Origin of the sequence: Streptomyces sp. NPDC015242, assembly GCF_043079125.1 — a bacterium.
In the GTDB taxonomy this organism is placed as follows: Bacteria; Actinomycetota; Actinomycetes; order Streptomycetales; family Streptomycetaceae; genus Streptomyces.
Genome location: NZ_JBIBUF010000007.1, coordinates 302,687 through 326,054, shown reverse-complemented (window position 1 = coordinate 326,054; position 23,368 = coordinate 302,687). Strand labels below are relative to the sequence as shown.

Annotated in this window: 19 protein-coding genes and 1 pseudogene; 7 read left to right on the top strand and 13 right to left on the bottom strand. The window is 72.9% G+C overall.

The features are described from left to right. The first annotated feature begins 96 nt into the window (after positions 1-96). The gene (locus ACF07N_RS24345; protein ID WP_392116492.1) at positions 97-1,347 is read left to right on the top strand and encodes a YncE family protein; all 1,251 of its coding nucleotides are present in this window, start codon (positions 97-99) and stop codon (positions 1,345-1,347) included. Here the strand turns inward: ACF07N_RS24345 and ACF07N_RS24340 are convergent. Together ACF07N_RS24340 and ACF07N_RS24335 are read right to left on the bottom strand one after the other, a co-directional pair. Next, positions 1,340-3,196, bottom strand: coding sequence for an endoglycosylceramidase (locus ACF07N_RS24340; protein ID WP_392116489.1), 1,857 nt, complete (start codon positions 3,194-3,196; stop codon positions 1,340-1,342). The two genes, ACF07N_RS24345 and ACF07N_RS24340, sit on opposite strands and share 8 nt — an antisense overlap. A gap of 82 nt (positions 3,197-3,278) precedes the next feature. Next, positions 3,279-5,252, bottom strand: coding sequence for a GTP-binding protein (locus ACF07N_RS24335; RefSeq protein WP_392116486.1), 1,974 nt, complete (start codon positions 5,250-5,252; stop codon positions 3,279-3,281). A 189-nt stretch (positions 5,253-5,441) separates the two neighbouring features. Between ACF07N_RS24335 and ACF07N_RS24330 the strand changes: the two genes are divergently transcribed. Further along, entirely contained in the window at positions 5,442-6,548 is a 1,107-nt protein-coding gene (locus ACF07N_RS24330; protein ID WP_392116483.1) for an XdhC family protein, read from the top strand. Between the two features lie 140 nt (positions 6,549-6,688). On the opposite strand, the pseudogene ACF07N_RS24325 reads toward ACF07N_RS24330, so the two are convergent. The 3 genes and pseudogenes from ACF07N_RS24325 to ACF07N_RS24315 form a co-directional block, all read right to left on the bottom strand. Continuing rightward, positions 6,689-6,797 (bottom strand): annotated as a pseudogene (locus ACF07N_RS24325) (IS5/IS1182 family transposase); the annotation flags it as partial. Continuing rightward, the gene (locus tag ACF07N_RS24320; protein ID WP_392116480.1) at positions 6,798-7,715 is read right to left on the bottom strand and encodes a cupin domain-containing protein; all 918 of its coding nucleotides are present in this window, start codon (positions 7,713-7,715) and stop codon (positions 6,798-6,800) included. It abuts the pseudogene before it with no gap. A 72-nt stretch (positions 7,716-7,787) separates the two neighbouring features. Continuing rightward, the gene (locus ACF07N_RS24315) at positions 7,788-8,696 is read right to left on the bottom strand and encodes a zinc-binding dehydrogenase (protein WP_392116477.1); all 909 of its coding nucleotides are present in this window, start codon (positions 8,694-8,696) and stop codon (positions 7,788-7,790) included. Between the two features lie 303 nt (positions 8,697-8,999). Here ACF07N_RS24315 and ACF07N_RS24310 point away from each other — a divergent pair, with 303 nt between their 5' ends. Both ACF07N_RS24310 and ACF07N_RS24305 read left to right on the top strand, forming a co-directional pair. Further along, positions 9,000-10,007 (top strand): NADP-dependent oxidoreductase, encoded by a 1,008-nt coding sequence (locus ACF07N_RS24310; protein WP_392116474.1) that lies wholly within the window; start codon positions 9,000-9,002, stop codon positions 10,005-10,007. Between the two features lie 26 nt (positions 10,008-10,033). After that, entirely contained in the window at positions 10,034-11,086 is a 1,053-nt protein-coding gene (locus ACF07N_RS24305; RefSeq protein WP_392116471.1) for an alcohol dehydrogenase catalytic domain-containing protein, read from the top strand. A gap of 27 nt (positions 11,087-11,113) precedes the next feature. On the opposite strand, the gene ACF07N_RS24300 is transcribed toward ACF07N_RS24305, so the two are convergent. Continuing rightward, on the bottom strand, positions 11,114-11,623 hold the full coding sequence (locus tag ACF07N_RS24300) for a metallophosphoesterase family protein (protein WP_392116468.1): 510 nt from the start codon (positions 11,621-11,623) through the stop codon (positions 11,114-11,116). A 322-nt stretch (positions 11,624-11,945) separates the two neighbouring features. Between ACF07N_RS24300 and ACF07N_RS24295 the strand changes: the two genes are divergently transcribed. After that, on the top strand, positions 11,946-13,889 hold the full coding sequence (locus tag ACF07N_RS24295) for a glycosyltransferase family 2 protein (RefSeq protein WP_392116465.1): 1,944 nt from the start codon (positions 11,946-11,948) through the stop codon (positions 13,887-13,889). A gap of 4 nt (positions 13,890-13,893) precedes the next feature. Continuing rightward, the gene (gene rfbC / locus ACF07N_RS24290; RefSeq protein WP_392117040.1) at positions 13,894-14,502 is read left to right on the top strand and encodes a dTDP-4-dehydrorhamnose 3,5-epimerase; all 609 of its coding nucleotides are present in this window, start codon (positions 13,894-13,896) and stop codon (positions 14,500-14,502) included. Positions 14,503-14,559: 57 nt separating this feature from the next. On the opposite strand, the gene ACF07N_RS24285 is transcribed toward rfbC, so the two are convergent. From ACF07N_RS24285 to ACF07N_RS24260, 6 genes are all read right to left on the bottom strand, one after another. Further along, the gene (locus tag ACF07N_RS24285) at positions 14,560-15,363 is read right to left on the bottom strand and encodes a class I SAM-dependent methyltransferase (protein WP_392116462.1); all 804 of its coding nucleotides are present in this window, start codon (positions 15,361-15,363) and stop codon (positions 14,560-14,562) included. Next, entirely contained in the window at positions 15,350-16,237 is an 888-nt protein-coding gene (rfbD, locus tag ACF07N_RS24280) for a dTDP-4-dehydrorhamnose reductase (RefSeq protein ID WP_392116459.1), read from the bottom strand. Before rfbD ends, ACF07N_RS24285 begins: the two co-directional genes overlap by 14 nt. Beyond that, positions 16,234-17,214, bottom strand: a complete 981-nt coding sequence (rfbB, locus tag ACF07N_RS24275; RefSeq protein ID WP_392116456.1) for a dTDP-glucose 4,6-dehydratase — start codon at positions 17,212-17,214, stop codon at positions 16,234-16,236. The genes rfbD and rfbB overlap by 4 nt, the downstream gene beginning before the upstream one ends. Before the next feature lie 19 nt (positions 17,215-17,233). Next, positions 17,234-18,301, bottom strand: a complete 1,068-nt coding sequence (locus tag ACF07N_RS24270; protein ID WP_383336533.1) for a glucose-1-phosphate thymidylyltransferase — start codon at positions 18,299-18,301, stop codon at positions 17,234-17,236. A 104-nt stretch (positions 18,302-18,405) separates the two neighbouring features. Then, on the bottom strand, positions 18,406-18,579 hold the full coding sequence (locus ACF07N_RS24265) for a hypothetical protein (RefSeq protein WP_383336534.1): 174 nt from the start codon (positions 18,577-18,579) through the stop codon (positions 18,406-18,408). 292 nt (positions 18,580-18,871) lie between these two features. Continuing rightward, positions 18,872-19,810, bottom strand: a complete 939-nt coding sequence (locus tag ACF07N_RS24260; protein WP_383336535.1) for a LysR family transcriptional regulator — start codon at positions 19,808-19,810, stop codon at positions 18,872-18,874. Between the two features lie 153 nt (positions 19,811-19,963). Between ACF07N_RS24260 and ACF07N_RS24255 the strand changes: the two genes are divergently transcribed. Beyond that, positions 19,964-20,659: a type 1 glutamine amidotransferase domain-containing protein gene (locus tag ACF07N_RS24255; protein ID WP_383336536.1), complete on the top strand. Its 696-nt coding sequence runs from the start codon at positions 19,964-19,966 to the stop codon at positions 20,657-20,659. A 123-nt stretch (positions 20,660-20,782) separates the two neighbouring features. On the opposite strand, the gene ACF07N_RS24250 is transcribed toward ACF07N_RS24255, so the two are convergent. Further along, positions 20,783-23,233, bottom strand: coding sequence for a SpoIIE family protein phosphatase (locus ACF07N_RS24250; protein WP_392116450.1), 2,451 nt, complete (start codon positions 23,231-23,233; stop codon positions 20,783-20,785). Between the last annotated feature and the right edge of the window lie 135 nt (positions 23,234-23,368).

Below are 23,368 nucleotides of genomic sequence, written 5' to 3'. Positions count from 1 at the left end.
TGTGGAGAAGGCCGACCCTTCCTTACTTTGCAGTAAGTTCACTCTGAAAGCACGTGTGTTCAGATTCCTCACCCCACCGCAGAGGAGGGATCAGCCATGTCCGTCTCCCGACGACGGCACCTGTGCTCCCTGACCGCCGCCCTCGCCCTGACCACCGCCCTTCCCGCGACCGCCGCAGCCGCCCCCGCCCCCTCCGCCGCGCCGCGCGAGGTGCTGTTCGTGGGCAACAACTGGGAGGGCACCGCCGACGTCCTGAAGTCCACCGGCGACTTCGCGAGGATCGGCCGGATCGACGTCGTCCCCGACAAGGCCGAGCGGATGGCGGAGATCAACGCCGACCCCATCAGATGGATCGCCTTCATGACGATCCGCAACAGCGTCGGCGAGGGACACGACCAGTTCGTCGACGACATGTACTCCACGCCGGACGGCAGGTCGGTGGTCGTCTCCCGGCCCAGCTTCGCCGACGTCGTCTCGATCGACCTCGCCTCGGGACGGATCAACTGGCGCTTCCCGGTGTCCGGTTTCCGTGCCGACCACATGGCCGTCTCCCCCGACGGCAAGCGGGTCGCGGTGTCGGCCTCCACCGGCAACGCCGTGCACGTGCTCGACATCGAGACCGGCAGGCAGCTCGGCAAGGCCGCCACCGGTGACAAGCCGCACGAGAACATCTTCACCAAGGACGGCAAGTACCTCTACAACATGTCGATCGGCGAGGTGAACACGCAGACCGACGCGCCCTGGCTGGACTGGACGAAGGGCGACCGCCGCATCACGGTCATCGACGCGACCACCTACCAGCAGGTCAAGGTGATCGACATGCGGGCGCGCCTGGACGCGATCGGCCTCAAGGACTTCTCCGACGCGGTCCGCCCGGCCGTGTTCTCGCCCGACGAGTCGAAGCTGTACTTCCAGGTGTCGTTCTTCCACGGCTTCTTCGAGTACGACCTGGCCACCGACCGGATCACCCGCACGAAGACCCTGCCGAAGAACCCGGCGACCAGCGACGACCGCACCACCTTCGTCAACGACTCGCGCCACCACGGCCTTTCCATGAGCCCGGACGGAAAGAAGCTGTGCGTGGCCGGGACCATGGACGACTACGCCACGGTCGTCGACCGCGCCACCCTCCAGGAGGGCCCGCTCGTCACCGCCGCCAAGCCCTACTGGGCCACGGTCAGCGGTGACGGCAAGTCCTGTGTGGTCTCCGAAAGCGGCACCGACCAGGTCACGGCCATCAACTTCGCCACCGGCAGGAAGGTCGTGTCGGTGCCGGTCGGCGACCACCCGCAGCGCGTGCGGCTCGGCCGGGTGGCGGCCGACTGGTCCTCCCCGTCCGCTAGCTGACCTCCTTCGCCGCCCAGGCCGTCAGTTCGGAGCGGGCCGCGGCGAGCAGGTCGGCGGAGGGAGCCGTCGCCCCGTTGGTCACCAGCGCGTAGTGCAGGACCCCGGAGTCCGGCGCGGTGAGCAGCAGGCGGCGGCTTCCCGTGCCGCCCGGCTCCTCGGCCACCCCGACCGGGGTCGCCGGGGTGTAGGCCGGTGGGGCGTGGACGGTGGCCAGGTCGGAGACGACGGTGGTGGACGCCGCCGGGAAACTCGCCGGCAGGTGCAGTTCGGTGGGCGCCGGGCCGCCGTTCGACCGCCACAGCAGCAGCCCGTACTGCCCCGAGCCGACCAGGCGTCCCACGTGCGGCAGCGCACTCGGCACCGGGTTCCAGGTCAGGGTCGTGGAGCCGTCCCGGGAGCGGTCCTCGTAGGTGAAGCCGACGGTCGCGCCGGCCGTGGCGCTCGGGTAGAGGCGGTCCAGCAGCCGGGCGTCCTGCCGCAGCACCGGCTCGCCGGCGTCGTCCAGGCGTACGGCGGACAGGTCCTCGTCGTTCCAGGCGTCGCCCTCGGTGAGGACCTTGCCGGGGTTGCCGTTCATCGGCTCACGGTGGCGGCCGTTGTAGAGGTCCCACTGCCACTGCGAGCCCGAGAGCACGGGGCCCGAGGCCGCCGGGTCGGACCACCAGTCGGCCCCCTTCACGCGTGAGTCGAGGGCCTGGTACATCGCCTTCAGCACGGTCGGCGCCTTGTCGGAGACCGTGCCGGCCAGCGGATGCCCGAACTCGCTGACCACGGCGGCCGTCCGTGCGGCGGCGGCGCGGTCGCGGACCGTGCGGAAGTCGCCCGCGTACTGGCCGTCGGCCGCCTTGCCCCACATGAAGACGCCCGAGATGGCCTTCTGGTCGTAGAAGTGCGTATTGAGGACATAGCGCGGGCCGAGCGGGCCGGCGTCCAGCAGGCCGCCCTCCTGCTTCTGGAAGCCGAGGTTGGCGTTCCAGAAGAGGTTCGGCTCGACGAAGGCGGGCTTGTCACGCCAGCCGGCCGCGTCCATACGGGCGCGGAACCTCTCGTAGAACGGCCACAGGACGTCCTTCTCCCAGGCCCGGCTGGTCTGCCCGGAGTCGTACACGCCGGCGTGCGGCTCGTTGTAGGGGTCGAAGCCGGCGACGCCCTTGAACCGGTCGGCGCCCAGGTGCTGCCGGAGGTACGCCATGGTCTTCTCGGCGGTGGCGAGGAAGGCGTCCTGCACGCCGTGCGCGTTGTGCCAGAAGTCGTACGTGGCGCGCTTCACCGCCTCGTTCTGGGTGATGTTCTGCCCCCAGAACAGGCAGATGCCGCACGACTCGTCGGGGTAGCCGCCCGCGTCCACCGCCCACCGGGGGGCACCGTCTCCGGTGTACCAGCTGTCGGCGTCGAACAAGTGGCGGGAGTAGAGGTCCTGGTGGAAGTCGGGGTAGACGCGGATGCCCGCGTCGAGGAAGGCCTTCATCTGCTCGGTGGCGGCGAAGAGATAGGCCGTGTCGACCCGGCCGCGCTCGGGCTCGGCGTACGCCCAGGAGAGCAGGAAGCGCACGGTGTTGCCGCCGCCCAGCGCGCGCAGCGCGGTCGCCGAGGTGCGCGCGTCGGCGACCGAAGCGAACGGCAGGCCCTTGTTCTCGGCGAGTTTGGTCTCGCCCGAGACGTTGTAGCCGCGCAGGACGAGCTCACGGCCGTGGACGTCGGTGAAGCGGCCGTCCCGCACGGTGACGGTGGGGTCGTCGAACCAGAGGGAACCGGACGGGGGCGCGGCGGCGGCGGGCGGGACGCCCACCGCCGTCGTGCCGAGGAGGACGGCCAGGACGACCAGGAGTCGCGCTCGAATAGTCGGCATGTCCACTACAGTCCGGCCATATCAGGACAGCGTCAACACCCCTGACTCCGGAGTAAGTTGCGGCTCACCGGCCGGGCTCGCCTCACCCACCCGCCCTGCGCATGACGTTCAGCAGGTACTCCTTCCGGTTGAGGGGGTTGTGGTCGGTGCGCGGACGCTCGGGGACCCTGCCGCGGCCGGCCGGGGCGTACCGGGCGAAGGAGCTCTCCAGCTCGCCCTCGCCCCGGGTGAGCCCCGGCAGCCGCTGTCCGAGGGCGTGCACGCGGGCCGCCGGCACGGTGCCCTCCACGACGCAGACGTCGCCCCGGTGGTGCGTAGCCTCCGGCACCGCGCCGAGCCCGGCGAGGGCCGGCAGCAGGGCGCCCGCGGTGTCGGCCGGGGCCTCGACGCGGAAGCGGTGCAGGGGTTCGTGCACGCGCGTCCCGGCCCGCCGCAGCGCCTCGGCCAGCACCAGCGGGGTCAGGCCGCGGAAGTCGGCGCCGGTACTCGACATGCTCTTGTCGAACCCCTGGTGGGCGTGGCTCTGGCGGGGCGAGTAGCCGCAGTGCGTCATGGTCACCGTGCAGTCGGGGATCGGCCAGCCCCGCAGGCCCTGGCCGAGGGTCTCGCGCACGGTGTCCTCGACGGCCTTGAAGAAGGCGTACGGCATGGCGCCGAGCTCCACCTCCCGCCGGAAGGCGACGCCCGAACCCGGTGGTGCGGGCTCCACGCGCAGGCCCACCGTCGCGAGGAACGGGTTGGCGTCCCTCTTGTTGAACTCGACGGCGTGCCCGGTGCCCAGGAGCCGTTCGACGCACAGCGGGGTGGTCTCGCGGAAGGTGACGTCGAGGCCGTACTCGTCGGCGAGGGTGGCCTGGATGACTTCCTTCTGCACCTCGCCGTACAGGCGGACGGAGGTCTCCTGACGGCGTTCGTCGTGGCGCAGGCCGATCAGCGGGTCCTGCTCGGCGAGCTGGGTGAGGGCGAGGTGGAGGGCTCCCCGGTGCGTGTCCGCGCCGGGGACGACGACCGTCTCCAGCGTGGGCGGGGCGAAGAACGGCTCGTGCGCCGTGCGGGGTTCGCCGAGGGCGTCGCCGATCCTGATCTCGCCCAGCCCCCGGAGCCGGGCGATCCGGCCGGCGGTCACGGCGTCCGCGCGGGTGTCGGTGCCGTGGCCGAAGACGCTGATCGCGGTGACCCTGCCTTCCGCTCCGTCCGTGCCGAAGGGGACCCGGTCGCGGGTGCGCAGGGTGCCGGAGTACATCCGGGCGTAGGCGATCTTCTCCCCCGCCGGGCCCCGCTCGACCTTGAACACGGTGCCGGAGACCGGCCCGTCCTCGTCCCCGTCGGCCGCCGGCAGCAGTTCCCCGACGGCGGACAGCAGGTCCGCCACGCCGGCGCCCGTGGCCGCGGAGCCGAAGAGGACCGGGTGGACCAGGGCCTGCCGGGTCTGGGCGACCAGGGACCGGTGCAGGAGCGTGCCGGTCACCCGGTCGTCGGCGTACGCGGACAGCAGGGCGTCGTCGTGCTCGGTGAGCACGTCGAGGGCGGCGTCCTTCCCGACCCCCGGCACGAAGCGCGCCGCACGCGTCCCGAGACCGGCGACCGTGCCCGTCGGGACCGCGGCGGGGGTCAGCCGGGCGGCGATCTCCCGCAGCACCCCCTCGTCGCGTGCCCCGCCGCGGTCGATCTTGTTGACGAACAGCAGCGCCGGGATGCGCAGCCGCCGCAGCGTCCGCATGAGCACCCGCGTCTGGGCCTGGACGCCCTCGACGGCGGAGATCACCAGGACGGCGCCGTCCAGCACACCGAGGACGCGTTCCACCTCGGCGATGAAGTCCGGGTGACCGGGGGTGTCGATGAGGTTGACGGTGACGCCGTCGAGCGGGAACGAGACGACGGCGGACTTGATGGTGATGCCGCGCTGCCGCTCCAGCGCGAGGGTGTCGGTGCGGGTGTTCCCGGCGTCGACGCTGCCGATCTCGTCGATCACTCCGGCCGAATGGAGCAGCCGCTCGGTGAGGCTGGTCTTACCGGCGTCGACATGGGCGAGAATCCCGAGATTGAGCACGTGCACGAAGCGTCATGTCCTTCGAGGTGGGAGCCGTTGCTGACAGGGGGGACATGAACGCAGTGCGCATCCGGCTCTCCTCGGGACTCGGTGACTCGCTGTCCCGTGCAGTGCAGCAGAACGGCCGGGCGGCCCACAACGGGATTAATCGCCGCCGGGGTACCCGGCGGGGAGCGCGACGGAGAGGAGCGGCTGGTGCGGGATGTCCTTCCGGTGCTCGGCGGCTGGTACGCGGCCGGCACTCCGTTCGGCCTCGCGACGGTCGTGGAGATCAGCCGCAGCGCGCCGCGCGGCCCGGGCGCGGCGGTGGCGGTGGGGCCGGGCGAAGAGGTCGTGGGCAGTGTGTCGGGGGGCTGCGTCGAGGGCGCCGTGTTCGAACTGGCGCAGGAGGTGGTGGCGAGCGGCGCGGCCCGGCTCGCGACCTTCGGCTACAGCGACGAGGACGCCTTCGCCGTGGGCCTGACCTGCGGCGGCGAGATCACGGTGCTGGTGCGGGCCGTGACGCCCGAGCGGGATCCCGCGTTCGGCGCGGTCGCGGACTCCGTCGCGGCGGGTGAACCGGTGACCGTGGCCACCGTCACCGACGGGCCCGCGCGGCGGGGGGCGGCGCTCGCCGTCTGGCCGGACCGGGTGCTCGGCACCCTGGGCGCGAGCGGCCTGGACGCGGCCGTGACGGCGGACGCGCGCGGGGAGCTCGCCCTCGGCGCGACCGTTCTGCGGCACTACGGCCCCGAGGGGCAGCGCCGGGAGGACGCCGTCGCCGTGTTCCTCCAGTCCTTCGCCCCACCGCCCAGGATGCTGGTCTTCGGGGCGATCGACCACGCGGCGGCCGTGGCCCGCATCGGCGGCTTCCTCGGCTACCGGGTCACCGTCTGCGACGCGCGGCCGGTCTTCGCCACGCCCAGGCGCTTCCCCGAGGGCGTGGAGGTGGTCGCGCAGTGGCCGCACCGCTATCTGCGCGAGACGGACACGGACGACCGCACGGTGATCTGCGTGCTCACGCACGACCCCAAGTTCGACGTGCCGCTGCTGACCGAGGCGCTGCGCCGGCCGGCCGCGTACATCGGGGCGATGGGCAGCCGGCGTACCCACGAGGAACGGGCGGCACGGCTGGCCGAGGCCGGGCTGACCGGGCGGGAGCTGGCGCGGCTGCGCTCACCGGTGGGCCTGGACCTGGGGGCGCGTACGCCCGAGGAGGTGGCGGTGTCCGTCGCCGCCGAGATCGTGGCGCTGCGCTGGGGCGGCAGCGGTGCCCCGCTGTCCCTGACGGAGGGGGCGGTGCATCCGCCGCGACCTGCCTGATCGTCGGCCGCGTCCCCGGCACGCCGCCGTCACACCGGGTTCGTACGATCGTCTCGCCCCCCTTCACGTCCAGCGCGTCCCGAACCTCCCGGCGAAGGGCATTCCATGATCTTCATCACCGCCGGGTTCCGGGTCCGGCCAAGCCACCTTCGCAGGTGACTGTCGTCGTAGCCCCTGTCTGCATGGAGCTTGGGGCCGGCGGCGCGGGCCGCGACGGGAGCGAACGGGCCCGATCCCACGCACGAGCGGTCACGTGCGAAGTCGGGAACGGTACTCGCCCGGGGCCGTGCCCCGGGCACGTTTGAAGGCACGGCTGAAAGCGTGCGGAGAGCCGTATCCGACCGCGCCGGAGATCGACTCGACCGGCTCATCGGTGTCGCGGAGCCTGACGGACGCCAGGTCGATGCGCCACTGCGTCAGGTACGCACCCGGCGTCTGTCCGAGGGCGGACCGGAAACGCCTGGACAGCGTGGCCCGGGAGACCCTCGTCGCGGCGGCCAGGGTCTCCGTGGTCCAGGGGTGTTCCGGTTGGGCGTGGACACATGCCAGAGCGTCGCGCACGACCTGATCACGCATCGCTCCCAGCCATGAGCCGGACTGCTCCTGCGGATGGCGGGCCAGCCAGGCGCGAACGAACTGGACGAGCAGAAGGTCGACGATGCTGTTGATGACGGCGGTGGTGCCGATCTGCGGCTGTGCGAGTTCAGCGGCGAGGAGTTCGACGCTCCTTCTGAGCTGCGCGTTCTCCTGGGCCGTGACGTGCATCGGCCGGGCGAGGGAGGTGAGCACCGGGAGGCGCACCTCCGGGTCCTGCTCGTAGTGCAGGACGATCACTTCCGTCTGCGCCGGCGCCGAACCCAGCCGCAGCGCCCGGCCGTCGCCGAAAGCCCGGGCCGCCGCCTCAGGGTCGCAGGAACCCATCGTCACGCCGGGGCTGCCGGCTATCCCGTGTGCGGTGCCCGGCGACACCAGGACGGCGTCTCCGGCGTGCACCTGAAGAGGCTCCTCCCCCGTGACATGGAGCCACACCGTGCCGCGGGACACCACGTGCAGTGCCGCTCCCGGATAGGAGTCCAGCCACATGCCCCAGGTCCCGCCGGCCTTCAGCACGCCCCCGAGCGCCCCACGCGCACCCGCGACACGCAAGACCTCCGCCAGCACATCCATGGGTCCATCCTCGTCCATCGCCGTGAAGCGCCCACCGGAGGGCGAAGCGCATGTGTCTCCTCGTCCACAGCTTCAGGCCACGTCGAGGACGACCTTTCCGCGCACCTTCCGCGCGAACAGCGCCTGGACGGCGTTGCCCACGTCCCGCCAGTCGCCTCGCAGTCCGATGGGTGCCGAGAGCCTCCCGGCGGCCATGAGGCCCAGCAGATCCGTCAGCTCCCCGCTGGTCGGCGTCATGTCCCCGTAGGTGGCGATGCTGCGCGGCTCACCGAAGCCGAACAAGGCCCCTGGCGGGAACGTTGTTTCCTGCCCCGAGGAGCAGCCGACCAGGTGGATGGTGCCGCCCTCGGCGAGGGAACTCCACGCCTGGGCCACCAGGGGCCCGCCGACCGTGTCCAGGACCAGGTCGAATTGGTCCCCGGTTTCGGCCAGATCGGTCAGGACCCTGTCGGCGCCGAGTTCACGGAGTCCGGCGGCCCGCTCCGGCGAACCGACGAGCGCCGTCACCCGGGCGCCCGCCAGCGCCGCCAGCTGGACGGCGAAGTGCCCCACGCCCCCGCTGGCGCCGGTCACCAGAACATCGCGCGCCAGCAGGGAACGCTTGCGCAGCACCCGGAGTGCGGTGACTCCGGCGATCCCGAGCGCGGCCGCGTCGGCGAGGTCCACGCCCTCAGGGACGGTGCCGAGCGAGGCGGTGCTGACTGCCACCCGCTCCGCCCACGCGTGGGGCGCCATTCCCACTGCGACGCGCGTACCTTCGGGAGGCCCCGAGCCGTCGGATGCGGCGCGCACCACGACGCCGGCCGCGTCGTGACCGTGCACGGCGCCGGCCGGCCACTGGCGCACGTAGTTCAGCTCTCCGAAGTTGAGACCGATGTGCCGTATCTCCACCAACGCCTCGCCGGTGGACGGTACGGGCTCGTCGACATCGGCGAACCTGATGGGTCCGGCGTCACTGTGATCGACCACAAGGGCGCGCATAGGGGGTGTACATCCTTCTCTCGCGGACGCGGGTGAACACTCGGCGTGGCAGCAGATCGAGTGCGCGGATCCGCACCGCCGCCTTCCTGGAAGCCTACGCAGCACCGGGACAGCGGCCAGACCCGTGAGGATCAATCAGTTGACGATCTGTGTCAGTGCGACTCGCAGTGGGGTGACGTCCCGGGCGACCTCGCCGACGCCGTCCTCAAGTCGTGGCGGACCGGCTCTTGCCCCGCACGGCGGGCACCCGTACGCTCACCGCCGTACCGACTGGACGGTATGCAGCCGAGGGAGCCGCCGCACATGAGCAGGATCAACCGCCAGATACGCCTGGCCGCACGTCCCGTGGGAGAGCCGCGTCCCACCGACTGGCAGCAGGTCGAGGAGCCGGCCGGGCAGCCGGGCGACGGGGAGTTCCTGGTACAGGTGCTCCAGTTGTCGATCGACCCGGCGATGCGCGGCTGGATGAACGCGGGCAGGTCCTACATCCGCCCGGTGGAGATCGGCGAGGTGATGCGGGCCGGCGCGGTCGGCCGGGTGGTCGCCTCGCGGCACTCCGGGTTCGCGGTCGGCGACCATGTGTCGGGCACCTTCGGGGTGCAGGAGTACTGCGTGTCGGACGGGCGCGGCGTGACCGGGGTCGATCCCGCCGCGGCACCCCTGCCGACCTATCTCGGCACGCTCGGCATGCCGGGCCTGACGGCCTACTTCGGTCTGACCGAGGTCGGGCGGCCCGAGCCGGGGCAGACCGTCGTGGTCTCCGGGGCGGCCGGGGCCGTCGGCAGCGTCGTCGGGCAGATCGCCCGGATCCTCGGCTGCCGGGTCGTGGGCATCGCCGGCGGCCCGGCCAAGTGCCGCATGGTGGTGGAGGAGTTCGGGTTCGACGCCGCCATCGACTACCAGAACGAGGACGTCCGCACGGCCCTGCGCGAGCACGCCCCCGACGGCGTCGACGTGTACTTCGACAACGTCGGCGGCGACGTGCTGGACGCCGTTCTGGTGCGGCTGGCGCGCGGCGCCCGCGTGGTCGTCTGCGGCGCGATCTCCCAGTACAACAGCACCAAGCCGCAAGGTCCCGCCAACTACCTGTCCCTGCTGGTGAACCGCGCCTCCATGACGGGCCTCGTGGTGTTCGACTACGCCGACCGGTACGCGGAGGGCATCGCCCGGATGGCCGCGTGGCGGGCCGAGGGCCGGCTGAAGTCCCTGGAGGACGTGGTGTCCGGCTCGGTCGCCGACTTCCCCGACACCCTGATGCGCCTGTTCCGCGGCGAGAACCACGGCAAGCTCGTGCTGAAGATCGCGGACTGACCAAACCGAGGGGCGGGAGAGATCCGATGAAGGCACTGACCTACCACGGCCGTCACGACATCCGCTACGGGGAGGTCCCCGACCCGGTCGTCACCAACCCCACCGACGCGGTGGTGCGGGTAACCGCGGCCGGCATCTGCGGCAGCGACCTGCACATCTACGACGGCCACGGGTTCAGCCCGGAACTGGGCTACACCCCGGGACACGAGTGCGTCGGCGTGGTCGTCGACACCGGCGGCCGGGTCACCCGGGTCAAGCCCGGCGACCGGGTGCTGGTGCCCGCCTCCGTCGGCTGTGCGCAGTGCCGGCAGTGCGCCGCCGGCTTCACCGCCCGCTGCGAGATCGCCGAGTCGGGCACGGACCTGTGTTACGGAGTGAGCCCGAAGCTCCCGGGCAGCCAGGCCCAGCTCCTCGCCGTGCCCTGCGCCGACGTGAATCTGGTGCCCTTGCCCGACGACATCTCCGACGACGCCGCCGTCGTCCTGACGGACAACGCTCCCACCGCCTGGTACGGCTGCCGCCGTGCCCGCATCCAGCCCGGTGAGACCGTCCTGGTCGTCGGTCTCGGACCGGTCGGCCTGATGGCCGCACAGTCCGCGTTCGCGATGGGCGCGGCGCGGGTGCTGGGCGTGGACCTGGTCGCGGAGCGCCGCGCCTTCGCCGCCGGCCTGGGCGTCGAGCCGGTCGAGGGGGACGACGCGCGGGCGGCGATCCGGGACATGACCGCCGGCCGTGGGCCGGACGCCGTGGTGGAGGCGGTGGGTTCCGACGCCACCATCCAACTCGCCCTGAAGGCCGTCCGGCAGGCCGGCCGGGTCAGCGTCATCGGGGTCAGCCAGAACAGGGCCTTCCCGTTCCACATGTACCTGGCGCAGGTCAAGGAACTGGAGTTCGCGATCGGGCTGTGCTCCGTGCACTACGAACTGCCTCCCCTGCTCGCCCTCACCCGCGCCGGCCGGATCACGCCCGAGGCCGTGGTCTCCCACCGCTTCCCCCTCTCCGAGGGCCCGGCCGCGTACGACCTGTTCGCCGGCCGCGCGGACGGCGTCCGCAAGATAGTGCTCGATCCGGCCGGCTGAGCGTCGCGGCCGCCCGAGCAGACGGGTTCAGCGCGGGGCGCGCGGCGGCAGGCGGTGCAGTTCCACGTCCGTGAGGAGCCCGTCGGCGACCGTCGCGGTCATGTACGTGCAGTGCGGCTGGCGGCGGCGGTCCGTCGGGGAACCCGGGTTCAGCAGGCGCAGGCCGGTGGGGGCCGTGGTGTCCCAGGGGATGTGGCTGTGGCCGAAGACCAGCACGTCGAGGTCGGGGAAGCGGGCGGCGCACCGCCTCTCCCGGCCCTGCCGGGAGCCGGTCTCGTGGATCACGCCGAACCGCACCCCTTCCAGCTCCGCGTACGCCACCTCCGGCAGCCGGGCGCGCAGCCGCGGCCCGTCGTTGTTGCCGTACACCCCGACGAGCCTGCGGCTTCGGGCCTCCAGCAGCTCGAGGGTGTCCGTGTCGACCCAGTCCCCGGCGTGGAAGACGACGTCGGCGTGCGGAATCTCGTCGAGCAGGGGGGCGGGCAGGGTCTTGGCGCGCTTGGGCAGGTGGGTGTCGGACATCAGGAGCAGTCGCACGTCCTCACTCTAGGTCGGGCGGCGGGCCCGCGGCGCGCGTCCTGCCGCGTGGCGGCGTCATCAACCCGCCGCGACCGGGCGGGTCCGCGCCGGGCCTCCCGGACCGTCACCGGGCAGACGGCCGGGGTGGCTCTCGCCGCACTGCCGCTGAACCCGCCTTGATCGCGAACAGACAGACATCGCAGCTCAGTTGCCTGCGGGCGCGGATGATCACGGCGAGGTCTCGAAAGGTGGGGCGGCCTCGCCGGGCGGGTTAGCATCGGGCAACGCGCAGTACAACAGGACGTCTACGGCAAGCGACCCGAAGGGGCCCGGAAACCCGATGCCGGTCAAGGTCAGCGTCATCGTCCCCGTGTACAACCCGGGGATCTACATCGAGGACTGCATCTCCTCGCTGCAGCGGCAGTCGCTGCCCCCCGACGAGTACGAGGTGATCTTCGTCGACGACGGCTCGACCGACGAGACCCCGGCCCGGCTCGACGCGCTCGCCGCCGAGGACCCCCGGATGAGGGTCATCCACCAGGAGAACTCCGGCTGGTCGGGCAAGCCCCGCAACGTCGGCATCGAGGCCTCCCGGGGCGAGTTCGTGATGTTCGTCGACAACGACGACTACCTGGGCGACGAGGCCCTGGAGCGGATGTACGACTACGGCGTCGCCCACGGCGCCGACGTGATCGTGGGCAAGATGGCCGGCAAGGGCCGCGGGGTGCCGGTGGAGCTGTTCCGCCGCAACCACCCGCGCGCCACCGTCGAGAACGCCCCGCTCATCGACAGTCTCACCCCGCACAAGATGATCCGGCGGGCCTTCCTCGACCGCATCGGACTGCGCTTCCCCGAGGGCAGACGGCGCCTGGAGGACCACGTCTTCATCGCGGAGGCGTATCTGCGCGCGGAGAACGTCTCCGTGCTCAGCGACTACGTCTGCTACTACCACCTCAGGCGCGACGACGGCTCCAACGCCGGTTTCGAACGCTTCGACCCGGTCGGCTACTTCAAGAACCTGCGCGAGGCGCTCGACGTCGTCGAGCGGTACACCGAGCCCGGTCCGGTGCGTGACCGGCTGTTCCGCCGCTGGCTCCGCGTGGAGATGGTGGAGCGGCTGCGGGCCCGGCGGTTCACGAAGCTGCCGGACGACTACCGCAGGGAGCTGTTCGCCGAGATCCACGAGGTCGTCGTCGAGCGCTTCGGGCCCGGTGTGGCGGCCGGGCTGCAGCCGACGCAGCAGGTGGTCGCCGCACTGACGGCCGCCGACCGGTACGACGACGTGCTGGCGTTCGCCGAGTGGGAGGCGGGCGTCGCGCCCAAGGCGGCCCCCGGGGACGTCGAATGGCGCGACGGTGCCCTCAGGATCGGCTTCACGGCCGAGTACGTGTCCGCGGGCGAGCCGATGGTGTTCCCGGCCGGCGCCGAGGCGGCACCGCTGACCGACGCGCCGAAGGACGTGACCGAGGCGGTGCGGTGGGTGGCCTCGGAGACCGCCGCGCGCTTCGGGCAGGCCACCGCCGATCTGCTGCTGCGGGAGCGCTCCAGCGCGGCGCAGTACTTCCAGCCGGTCGAGTTCACCCGCGAGACCGTGCCCGTCGGGGACGGCGGGGAGGTCCGGCTGGTCCTGCGGGCGACCGCCACCGTCGATCCCGCCGCCCTGCCGGCCGGCGGTGTCTGGGACGCGCTGGTCCGGGTCAAGCTGGGCGGCTGGACCAAGGAGTGCCGGCTGGGCCCCGCGCCCCGCGAGGACCGGCCCGCGCCCGGCGTGGGCGTCGTCGGCGGCCGCACGGTCCTGCCGTACTGGACGCAGCCGCACGGCAACCTCTCCCTGGAGTCCGGCACCCGCGGCAAGCGGCTCGGGCTGGGCCGGGTGCAGCGGGCGGACGTCACCGTCTCGGGGAGCGGCTTCCGGGTCCCCGTCCCGCTCCACGTCCCCGCGGAGACGGAGGTGCTGTTGCGGCTCGTCTCGGCCAGCCGGTTCTTCGACGCACCCGGCGTCCTCTCCCCCGCCCCGGGGGGAGCGGGGTCGGTGCTGGGGGCGGAGCTGCCCGCCGAGGACCTCTCGGACGGCGTCTGGCGCGTCGCGCTGTGCCCGACGCCGGGCGGCGAGCAGCCACGCTTCACCGGTCTGCCGTTCGCCCTGCGCGCCGCCGACAGCAGGGTGCAGGCGGTGCCGGTGCCGCGGCCCGGAGTGGCGCTGCGGCTGGCCCGGCGGGCGCGGCGGGTGCTCGGCAGCGCCCGCCGCACGGTGCTGTCCCGTATCAGGACCGGAGGTGAGTGACGGAATGCGGCCACTGGGCATCGAAGGCGCCTGGGTCCTGGAACCCAAGGTCTTCCCGGACGACCGGGGCAGCTTCCACGAGTGGTTCCGGGGCGCGGAGTTCCGCGAGGCGACGGGCCGCGACCTGTCGCTGGCCCAGGCCAACTGCTCGGTCTCCCGGCGGGGTGTGCTGCGGGGCGTGCACTTCGCCGACGTGCCGCCGAGCCAGGCCAAGTACGTCACGTGCGTGCGCGGCGCTGTCCTGGACGTGGTGATCGACATCCGGGTGGGCTCCCCCACCTACGGCACGTGGGAGGCCGTCCTGCTGGACGACGACACCCGTGCCGCGGTCTTCCTCGCCGAGGGCCTGGGTCACGCCTTCATGGCGCTGACCGACGACGCCACGGTGGTGTACCTGTGCTCGGCGGGGTACGCCCCGGAACGCGAGCACGGCATCCACCCGCTCGACCCGGCCCTCGGCATCGAGTGGCCGGAGGGCATCACACCGGTGCTGTCCCCGAAGGACGAGCAGGCTCCGACGCTGGCCGAGGCGGAGCGTCAGGGACTGCTGCCGTCGTACGAGGCGTGCCGCGCCTTCTACGAGGAGCTGCGCGGCGGGCCGCGGTCCCGCTGACCTCCTGAAGTGTCACGGCGCCGGCCGCCCTTTCCCGGGGCGGCCGGCGCCGGTGTCTCAGCGGCTGACACCGACCTGCTGCAGGGCCTTGCGCAGGGGCTCCCAGCCCACGGAGCGGGGCAGGCCCCGGTTGCGGGCCTGGGCCAGCGGGCGCCAGAAGCCGGCTTCGAGGAGTGCCTCGGGGCGGACGGCACCGGCCCGCTCCAGGATCGCCTCCGGGACCTTCTGCGGGTCCGGGACCTTGTACTCGGCCATGATCTCGTCGTACTTCTCGTGCAGGACCCGGTTGTCCGGGTCGGCGCCGAAGACGACGAGCTGCCCGGTGGGCGCGGTGTCCACCTGGATCGTGACGAGGTCGGGGCGGTACCGCGCCAGCACCTCGGTGATCTTGAAGACGTCCCCGGTCCACGCGTTGGTGTGCCGGTCCCGGGCCGCCTCGTCGACGCTGCGCGGCAGCATGTCGTCGAGGACGATCACGCTGCCCCAGTCCGAGTACTTCTCGACGTTCATGAAGTCGCGCAGCGCGAACTCGAACAGGTGCATGCCGTCGATGAAGGAGAGGTCCAGCGTGGTGCGGCGCCAGTAGCCGATCGGGCTGCGGCCGCGGCGCAGGTTGCGCAGCGGGTGCCGGCCGCCCTTGAGGTGCTGCAGCGGGTTGTCGCGCGCGAAGAAGTCGTCGCTGGTGGCCTTCACCAGGTGGACGTCGCACCTCAGCTCCGAGACCACCTTGAAGGCGGGGTCGATCGCGATGCTGGGGACGCGGGACAACGTCAGGCTGCGCCCGTCGTTGACGCCGATCTCCAGGTAGTTGCGATTGGCGCTGACCTTGTGCAGTTCCCGGAGGAACTCATGGCGTTTCACGAAGTAGACCTTCCTTGCGGATCCGGGGCAGTGCTTCGTGCAGGGCGGAGCGCCAGTCACGCGGCAGCGGCAGGCCGATCTCCTGCCACCGGCGGTGTGCGAGGGCGCTGTACGCCGGGCGGGGCGCGGGCCGCGGGAAGGCCGCGCTGCTGGTGGGGCGCACCCGGTCGGGGTCGGCGCCGATGAGGGCGAACACCTCGCGGGCCAGCTCGTACCAGCTGGCCTCGCCGGCGTTCGTGGCGTGGAAGACGCCGTGCGCGTCGGGGCCGAGCCGGGGTCCGAGGTCGGCGATCCGTTCGGCGACGTCCGCGCTCCAGGTGGGCTGCCCGCGCTGGTCGTCGACGACGTCGAGGGTGTCGCGGCGGGCTTCGAGACCGATCATGGTCCGCACGAAATTACCGCCGTGCACCCCGTACAGCCAAGCCGTGCGCACGATCGCGCTCGCCCCGGGGAGCTCCTCCAGCACGGCCCGCTCCCCGGCCAGCTTGGTGCGGCCGTAGGCGGTGCGCGGGCCCGTGGGGTGGTCCTCGGGGTACGGGGTCGTGCGTGACTCCCCGGAGAAGACGTAGTCCGTGGAGACGTGGATCAGCCGGGCCCCGTGCGCGGCGCAGGCCCGGGCCAGCAGGCGCGGGCCCTCGCCGTTGATCTCCAGTGCGCGGGCCTCGTCGGTCTCGGCGTCGTCGACGGCCGTGTAGGCCGCGCAGTTCACGACGAGACCGGGGGCGTGCTCGCGGACGGCCGCTTCGACGGCCTCGGGGCGCGTGATGTCCAGGGCGGCGCGGTCGAGGGCCACGACCGTCTCACCGCGCCGGGTGAGCTCCTCGACGACGTCGCGCCCCAGCATGCCGCCCGCGCCGGTGATCAGCCACTTCATACCCGCTCCTGCGCGACGCGCCGCTTCAGGGGCTCCCACCAGGCGCGGTTGTCGCGGTACCAGGCGACGGTCTCGGCGAGGCCGGTGGTGAAGTCGTGGCGGGGGCGGTAGCCGAGCTCGTCGCGGGCCTTGGACCAGTCGACGGAGTAGCGCAGGTCGTGGCCCTTGCGGTCCTCGACGTACTCGACCCGGTCCCAGCCGGCGCCGCAGGCCTGCAGGAGCAGGCCGGTGAGCTCCTTGTTGGTGAGCTCGGTGCCGCCGCCGATGTTGTAGACCTCGCCGGGCCGGCCCTTGGTGCGGACCAGGTCGACGCCCTGGCAGTGGTCGTCGACGTGCAGCCAGTCGCGGACGTTGCGGCCCTCGCCGTACAGCGGCACCTTGTGCCCGTCGAGGAGGTTGGTGACGAACAGCGGGATGACCTTCTCGGGGAACTGGTGCGGGCCGTAGTTGTTGGAGCACCGGGTGACGCGCACGTCCAGGCCATGGGTGCGGTGGTAGGCCAGGGCGAGCAGGTCGGAGGAGGCCTTGGAGGCGGAGTACGGGGAGTTCGGCTGGAGGGGGTGCGTCTCAGGCCAGGAGCCGGTCTCGATGGAGCCGTAGACCTCGTCGGTGGAGACGTGCACGAACGGGCCGGTGGCGTGGCGCAGGGCTGCGTCCAGCAGCGTCTGGGTGCCGAGCACGTTGGTGCGGACGAAGTCGGCGGCGCCGGTGATGGAGCGGTCCACGTGGGACTCGGCGGCGAAGTGCACCACCTGGTCGGCGTCGGCGACGAGCTTGTCGACCAGTTCCGCGTCGCAGATGTCCCCCTGGACGAACTCCAGCCGCGGATGGGTGAGTTCGAGGTTGTCGAGGGTGCCGGCGTAGGTCAGCTTGTCCAGCACGGTGATGCGCGGCGCGTCGGGTGCGTCCGAGGCGAGCAGGGCGCGCACGTAACGGGAGCCGATGAAGCCGGCGGCGCCGGTGACGAGGAGGTTCATGACGTGATCCGCACCTTGCTCATGAGGTGATCTGCACCTTGCTGTGGTCTCCGAGGACGAAACGGTGGGCGCTGGGCACGCTGGGCGCGGGCGTCACCTCGACGTGCCGCCCGATCAGCGAGGCCTCGATCCGGCCGACGCCCTGGATCGAGGAGTCCCGCAGCACGATGGAGAACTCCAGTTCACTGTCGGTGATCCGGCAGTTCTCCGCGACCGAGGTGAACGGGCCCACGTAGGAGTTGCTGACGAGCGTGCCCGAGCCTATGACGACGGGTCCGACGATGCGGGAGTTGACGATCCGGGCGCCCTCCTCCACGACGACCCGCCCGATGGTCTCCGAGGCCTCGTCCACGTCGCCGTCGATGCGGCGCTCCATGCCTTCGAGGACCGTGCGGTTCACCTCGAGCATGTCGCCGACGTTGCCGGTGTCCTTCCAGTAGCCCTTGATGACCGTGGAGCGCACATCGGCGCGGGAGTCGATGAGGTGCTGGATGGCGTGGGTGATCTCCAGTTCGCCGCGCCAGGACGGTTCGATGGCGCGGACCGCCTCGTGGATGAGGGGGGTGAACATGTAGACGCCGACCAGGGCGAGGTCGCTCTTGGGCTCCTCGGGCTTCTCCTCCAGACCGATCACCCGGCCGGACGCGTCGAGTTCGGCGACGCCGAAGGCGCGCGGGTCGGCCACGCGGGTGAGCAGGATCTGGGCGTCGGGCCGGTGGGTGCGGAACTCGTCGACGAGGCCGGTGATGCCGCCGACGATGAAGTTGTCGCCGAGGTACATCACGAAGTCGTCGTCACCGAGGAAGTCCCGGGCGATCAGCACCGCGTGCGCCAGCCCCAGCGGTCGCTCCTGGGGGATGTAGGTGATCTTCAGGCCGAACCTCGACCCGTCCCCGACCGCTTCCTCGATCTCCGCGGCCGTGTCCCCGACGATCATGCCGACGTCGGTGATGCCGGCGTCGGCGATCGACTCCAACCCGTAGAACAGGACGGCTTTGTTGGCCACGGGCACCAGTTGCTTGGCCGACGTGTGGGTGATCGGCCGCAGCCGCGTTCCTGCGCCGCCGGACAGCACGAGAGCCTTCATTCAGCTCACCTTAGTCGCCATCCGGCGGATGTGAACATCACTTCTTTCGGTTGCCGACGCGCGGAGTTACCCGGCCCGTCACCGCGCGGCTTCCCGGGAAGCGGTCAGTCCTCGCCCCGGACGATGTTGCCCTCCGGCCCGGGGAGCGTGGTCCCGGGGGCGGCCCGGTCCTCGACGGCGGGGAGGCAGGTGCGCAGGGCGGCCTTGCCGCGCAGACGGCGCGCCTTCGACCAGCCGGTCTCGGGCCGGCGGACGGCGGGTTTCTCAGGGGTGTCCATGGGTGTCACGGCTCATCATCTTCCTTCTGCATCCGCGGGTGTCCGGGTCCCCGGGAGCGCACCGGGCAAACGCGGGCGCCGGGGCGCCCGCGCGCGGTCCGTCAAGACCCCGTCACCGTCCCGCCGTTCACCGCACACGCGGCGGCCCCGCGCACGGTTCGGCTACGCGGGGCCGCCGGCCGGGTCGCCGTGGGTCAGGTGGTGGGTCGCGCGGCGCCGATGTCGCCCAGCGCCGACTCCGGGTCGCGCTTCTCCGTCTTGCGGGGTCCGGGTACCCGCACCGGGCGCGGCATCACCACGTCCGGCCGGCCTCCCGGAGACGGTCGCGGACGAGGGCGACGTGCGGGTTGCCCGAGGTACCGGGCCGCTGCACCAGGTAGCCGGTGTTGATCGGCGCGTCCTCGGGGGTGCCGAGCGGGACGAGGGCGCCGGAGGCGAGCTCCTCGGCGCACAGGTAGCGGGGCAGCACACTGAAGCCCGCGCCGGCCGTGACCAGCGCGAGGACGGCCCTGAGGTCCGGCACCGAGACGGCCGCGTGGCAGGTCAGGCGCCGGCCGAAGACGTGACGCCAGTAGCGGCGCACGATGGGCAGGTCCTCGGCGTACGCGATCAGCGGCACCCCGTGCAGCGCCGCGGGCCCCTCGGCGGCCAGAGGCCCGGCGACCCGGTCGGCCCAGGCGGGTGCGGCGACCAGGACGAACTCCTCGTCCGTCAGCGGCACCGCCGACAGGGTGCGGCCGCGTGGCCGGGTCGTGGCGATCACCAGATCGTGGCGGCCGGCGCGCAGTTCGTCCAGCAGGGGCTCGGTCAGCCCCGTGGTGACGCGCAGCCGCACTCCCTCGGTGACGAGCGGGGCCAGGGCGGGCAGGGCCCGGGTGGACAGCAGCTCGGCGGGCCCGGCCAGGTGGACCGGCTCGGCGCGCGACTCCTGGCGCGGACCGTGCCCGGTGGCCTCCGCGAGCGCGTCGAGGGGGCCGGCGACCCGGGCCGCGAGTTCGTCGGCGACGGGGGTCGGGGCGACGCCGCGCGGCAGCCGCTCGAACAGCTCCCGGCGCATCCGGCGCTCCAGCGAGCGGATCTGCGTGGTGACCGTCGGCTGCGACAGGCCGAGGATCTGCGCGGCGGCCGTGAAGGAGCCGGACCGGTGGACGGCGAGGAAGGTGCGCAGGAGGTTGAGATCGGGCTGCCCGGGCGTCCCGGCACCGCCGAGGTGATGGTCGAGAGGGCTCACGCCACCCGACCCTACCGCCCTGAGCCATGGGGATTCCTATGGCAGCCATCGACATCGCCATTGGAAAACCGGCGGTCGCGGCGACTACGGTCGTCGGTGTCCGAAACAGCGCCGCGCTCCCACCGCGGCCGTCCCCCTGGAGATGCACCCACCATGTCGAAGATCCTCTTCGTGGTCACCGGCGCCACCGCCTGGACCCTGGCCGACGGCACCGAGCACCCGACCGGCTTCTGGGCCGAGGAGGCCGTCGCCCCGTACGAGGCGTTCCGGGACGCGGGGCACGAGGTCGTCGTGGCCACACCCGGCGGCGTCGAGCCCACCGTGGACCGGGCCTCCCTGGCGCCCGAGGTGAACGGCGGCCGGGAGAACGCCGACCGGATCGCGAAGGCGCTGGAGTCCTTCACCGAACTGCGTCGTCCGGTCCGTCTGGAGGACGTCCGGCTGGACGAGTACGCGGCCGTCTTCTACCCCGGCGGTCACGGTCCGATGGAGGACCTCGCGGTGAACGCCGACTCGGGCCGGCTGCTCGCCCGGGCCCTGGAGTCGGGCCTGCCGCTCGGTGTGGTCTGCCACGGGCCGGCCGCGCTGCTGGCCGCGGTGGGGGCCGACGGCCGGAACGTCTTCGCCGGCTACGAGGTCGCGGCGTTCACGAACGCCGAGGAGGTCCAGGGCGGCCTCGCCGACCGGGCGAAGTGGCTGCTCCAGGACCGTCTGACCGAGGCCGGGGTGACCGTACGGGCCGGCGAGCCGTGGGCCCCGAACGTGGTCACCGACCGCACCCTGGTCACGGGCCAGAACCCCGCGTCGTCGGCACCGCTGGCGCAGGAGCTCCTGAAGCGGCTGGGCTGAAGCCGCCGCGACCGCCGGGCCGGACCGGCCCGGCGCGGATCGCCGCTCCCGGACGCACCGCTCAGCAGCCGGGCACCGGCTCCGCGCACCGCTCAGCGGTCGAGCACCAGCTCCGCGCACCGCTCAGCGGTCGAGCACCAGCTCCGCCCACACCTGCTTGCCGCCGCTGACCGGCAGGGTGCCCCAGGTCGCCGAGAGGGCCTCGACGAGCAGGATGCCGCGGCCTCCGGTGGCCTCCCAGCCGATGCTGGTCGGGCGGACGGGGGTGCGCGGGGAGGCGTCGGCGACGGCGACGCGCAGGCGGTCGTTGATGAGGGTGAGGTCCATGCGGACCCGGCCGTCGGTGTGGACGAGAGCGTTGGTGACCAGTTCGGAGACGACGACCAGTACGGCGTCGTGCTCCTCGGTGACGCCCCAGGAGCGCAGGGTGCGCCGGGTGAAGCGGCGGGCCTGCCCGACCGCCTGCGGGACCCGCCACACCGTCCAGCTCTCCCGCAGCGGGAGCAGGTCCATGCCGTCGTAGCGCAGCAGGAGCAGCGCGACGTCGTCGCTGCGCCGCGCCTCGCCGAGGAGGGCGTCGGCGACGAGCCCCAGGTCGACCGGGGCGGCGTCGGCCAGCTGGCCGGCGAGGCGGTCCATACCCTGGTCGATGTCGGCGTCGGGCGTCTCGACCAGCCCGTCGGTGGCCAGGGCGATCAGGGTGCCGGGCGACAGCCGCAGGGGGCTCATGGGGAACTCGGCCCGGGTCATCACCCCCAGGGGCGGACCGCCCTCGGCCTCCGCGATCTCGGTCCGGCCGTCCGGGTGGCGCAGCACCGGCGGCAGGTGCCCGGCCCGCACGCACCAGGCGGACCCCTCCTCCAGGTCGAGGTCGACGTAACAGCAGGTGGCGAACAGTTCGCTGTCCATGTCCACGAGCAGCCGGTTGGCGTGCGCGACCACCACGTCCGGCGGGTGGCCCTCGACGGCGTAGGCGCGCAGCGCGGTGCGCATCTGGCCCATGAGGGTGGCGGCGCCGGCGCTGTGCCCCTGGACGTCGCCGATGACGAGGGCGACGTGGTGGTCGGGCAGCGGGATGACGTCGTACCAGTCACCGCCGAGCTCCAGTCCGGCCGTGCTGGGCAGGTACCGGGCGACGGCCACCGCGCCCGGCAGCCGGGGCAGGCGGCGCGGCAGCAGCTGGCGCTGCAGCATGCCGACGAGTTCGTGTTCGGCGTCGAAGGCCCGGGCCCGCACGAGGGCCTGTCCGGCGAGGCCGGCGCAGGCGGTGAGCAGGGCGCGCTCGTCGGCGCCGAAGTCGTGCGGCGCGTCCCAGCCGATCAGGCAGGCCCCGGCCATGCGGTTCCCGGCGGGCAGCGGCAGGACCGCGAGACCGCCGGGCCCCACCTCGCCGAGGCCGCGTTCCAGCGCGCTGCCGGCGGGCCAGATCCGGGCCCGGCCCTCACGCAGCGCGGCGGCGAGCGTGGGCATGGCCCGCACGGGCGCGTCGGGCCACTCCCCGCGCCACTCGCTCCGCCACAGTTCGGGCCAGGCCTCGGGTTCGGGCGGGTCGAGGACGGCGACGACGAGCCGGTCACTCTCCAGCTCGGCGAGCGCGATCCGGTCGGCCCGCAGCGGCCGGCGCAGCGCCGCGACCACGGCCTTGCCGACGTCGCGGACGGTGACGGCGGTGGCCAGCGCGGCGGCCAGGCGCTGCACCCGGGCCACGTCGGTGACGTCGGAGCGCAGCGTGGAGGCGTCGGCGACGGTGCCCAGGAGCCGTGCGGGGCGGCCCTCACCTCCGGGCAGCAGGCGCCCGCGCAGGCGCAGCCACCGGGGCGGGCCGGCGGGCTGGAGCACGCGGAACTCCAGTTCCCGGTCGCCGATGGACATGTGGTCGGCCTCCACCACCGACATCAGGGACGGCAGGTCCTCGGGCACGGTGAGGCCGAGGAGGGTCTCGACGCGGCCGTCGAACTCGACGGGGTCGAGACCGAACAGGTCCAGCAGGTCGTCGCCGACCCGCACGCGGCCGGTGTCCATGGCGAGGCTGAAGGCGCCCGGCGGCAGCTCGGCGCCCTCGGCGGGCGCGGCCGGGGCGGTGTAGGCGACGGCTTCGGCGACGAGTTCCAGGCATTCGCGGTCGTCGGCGCCGAAGCCCTCCGGGTGCTCGCTGACGGCGAGCAGGCAGCCGCCGCCGTCGCCGTGCACGGGCAGGGCGGTCAGATGGAACTCACCGGAGGGCACGCGCCGGGACTGGGCGCGCGCGGCGAGTTCCGCGGGGCCGAGGGAGACGGGCCGCCCCTCGCGGTGGGCCTCGGCGACCGGGGACCGGCCGGCACGCGGGTAGCTGTCGCGCAGCCCGTAGAGGGTGCGGGGCACCCCGGCCGACTCGACCAGGCACAGCAGTTCCCCGTCCTCACTGGGCGTGTAGACGGCGGCGAACGCCGCACCGGCGAAGACGAGCGCCTGTTCGAGGACGCGGCGCACCCGGTCGGGTGACTCCTGATCGGCCGCGATCGCTGCGAGAGCACCTTCGGCACGCGGCGTCCGCGTTCCGCGTTCTCGGGCGCCCGGACTGACCACGTTGGCCATTACAGCGCTAATGAGACACCCGCGCAGCCCCTGTGGGCGTTCCGAGGACCCCCGAAGGGAGGCCGAGGCGTGCGCGGGGCCGCCGGGCGCCGGAGGCCGGGCCGCCAGGCCGCCGGGCGCCGGGGGCCGTGCCGC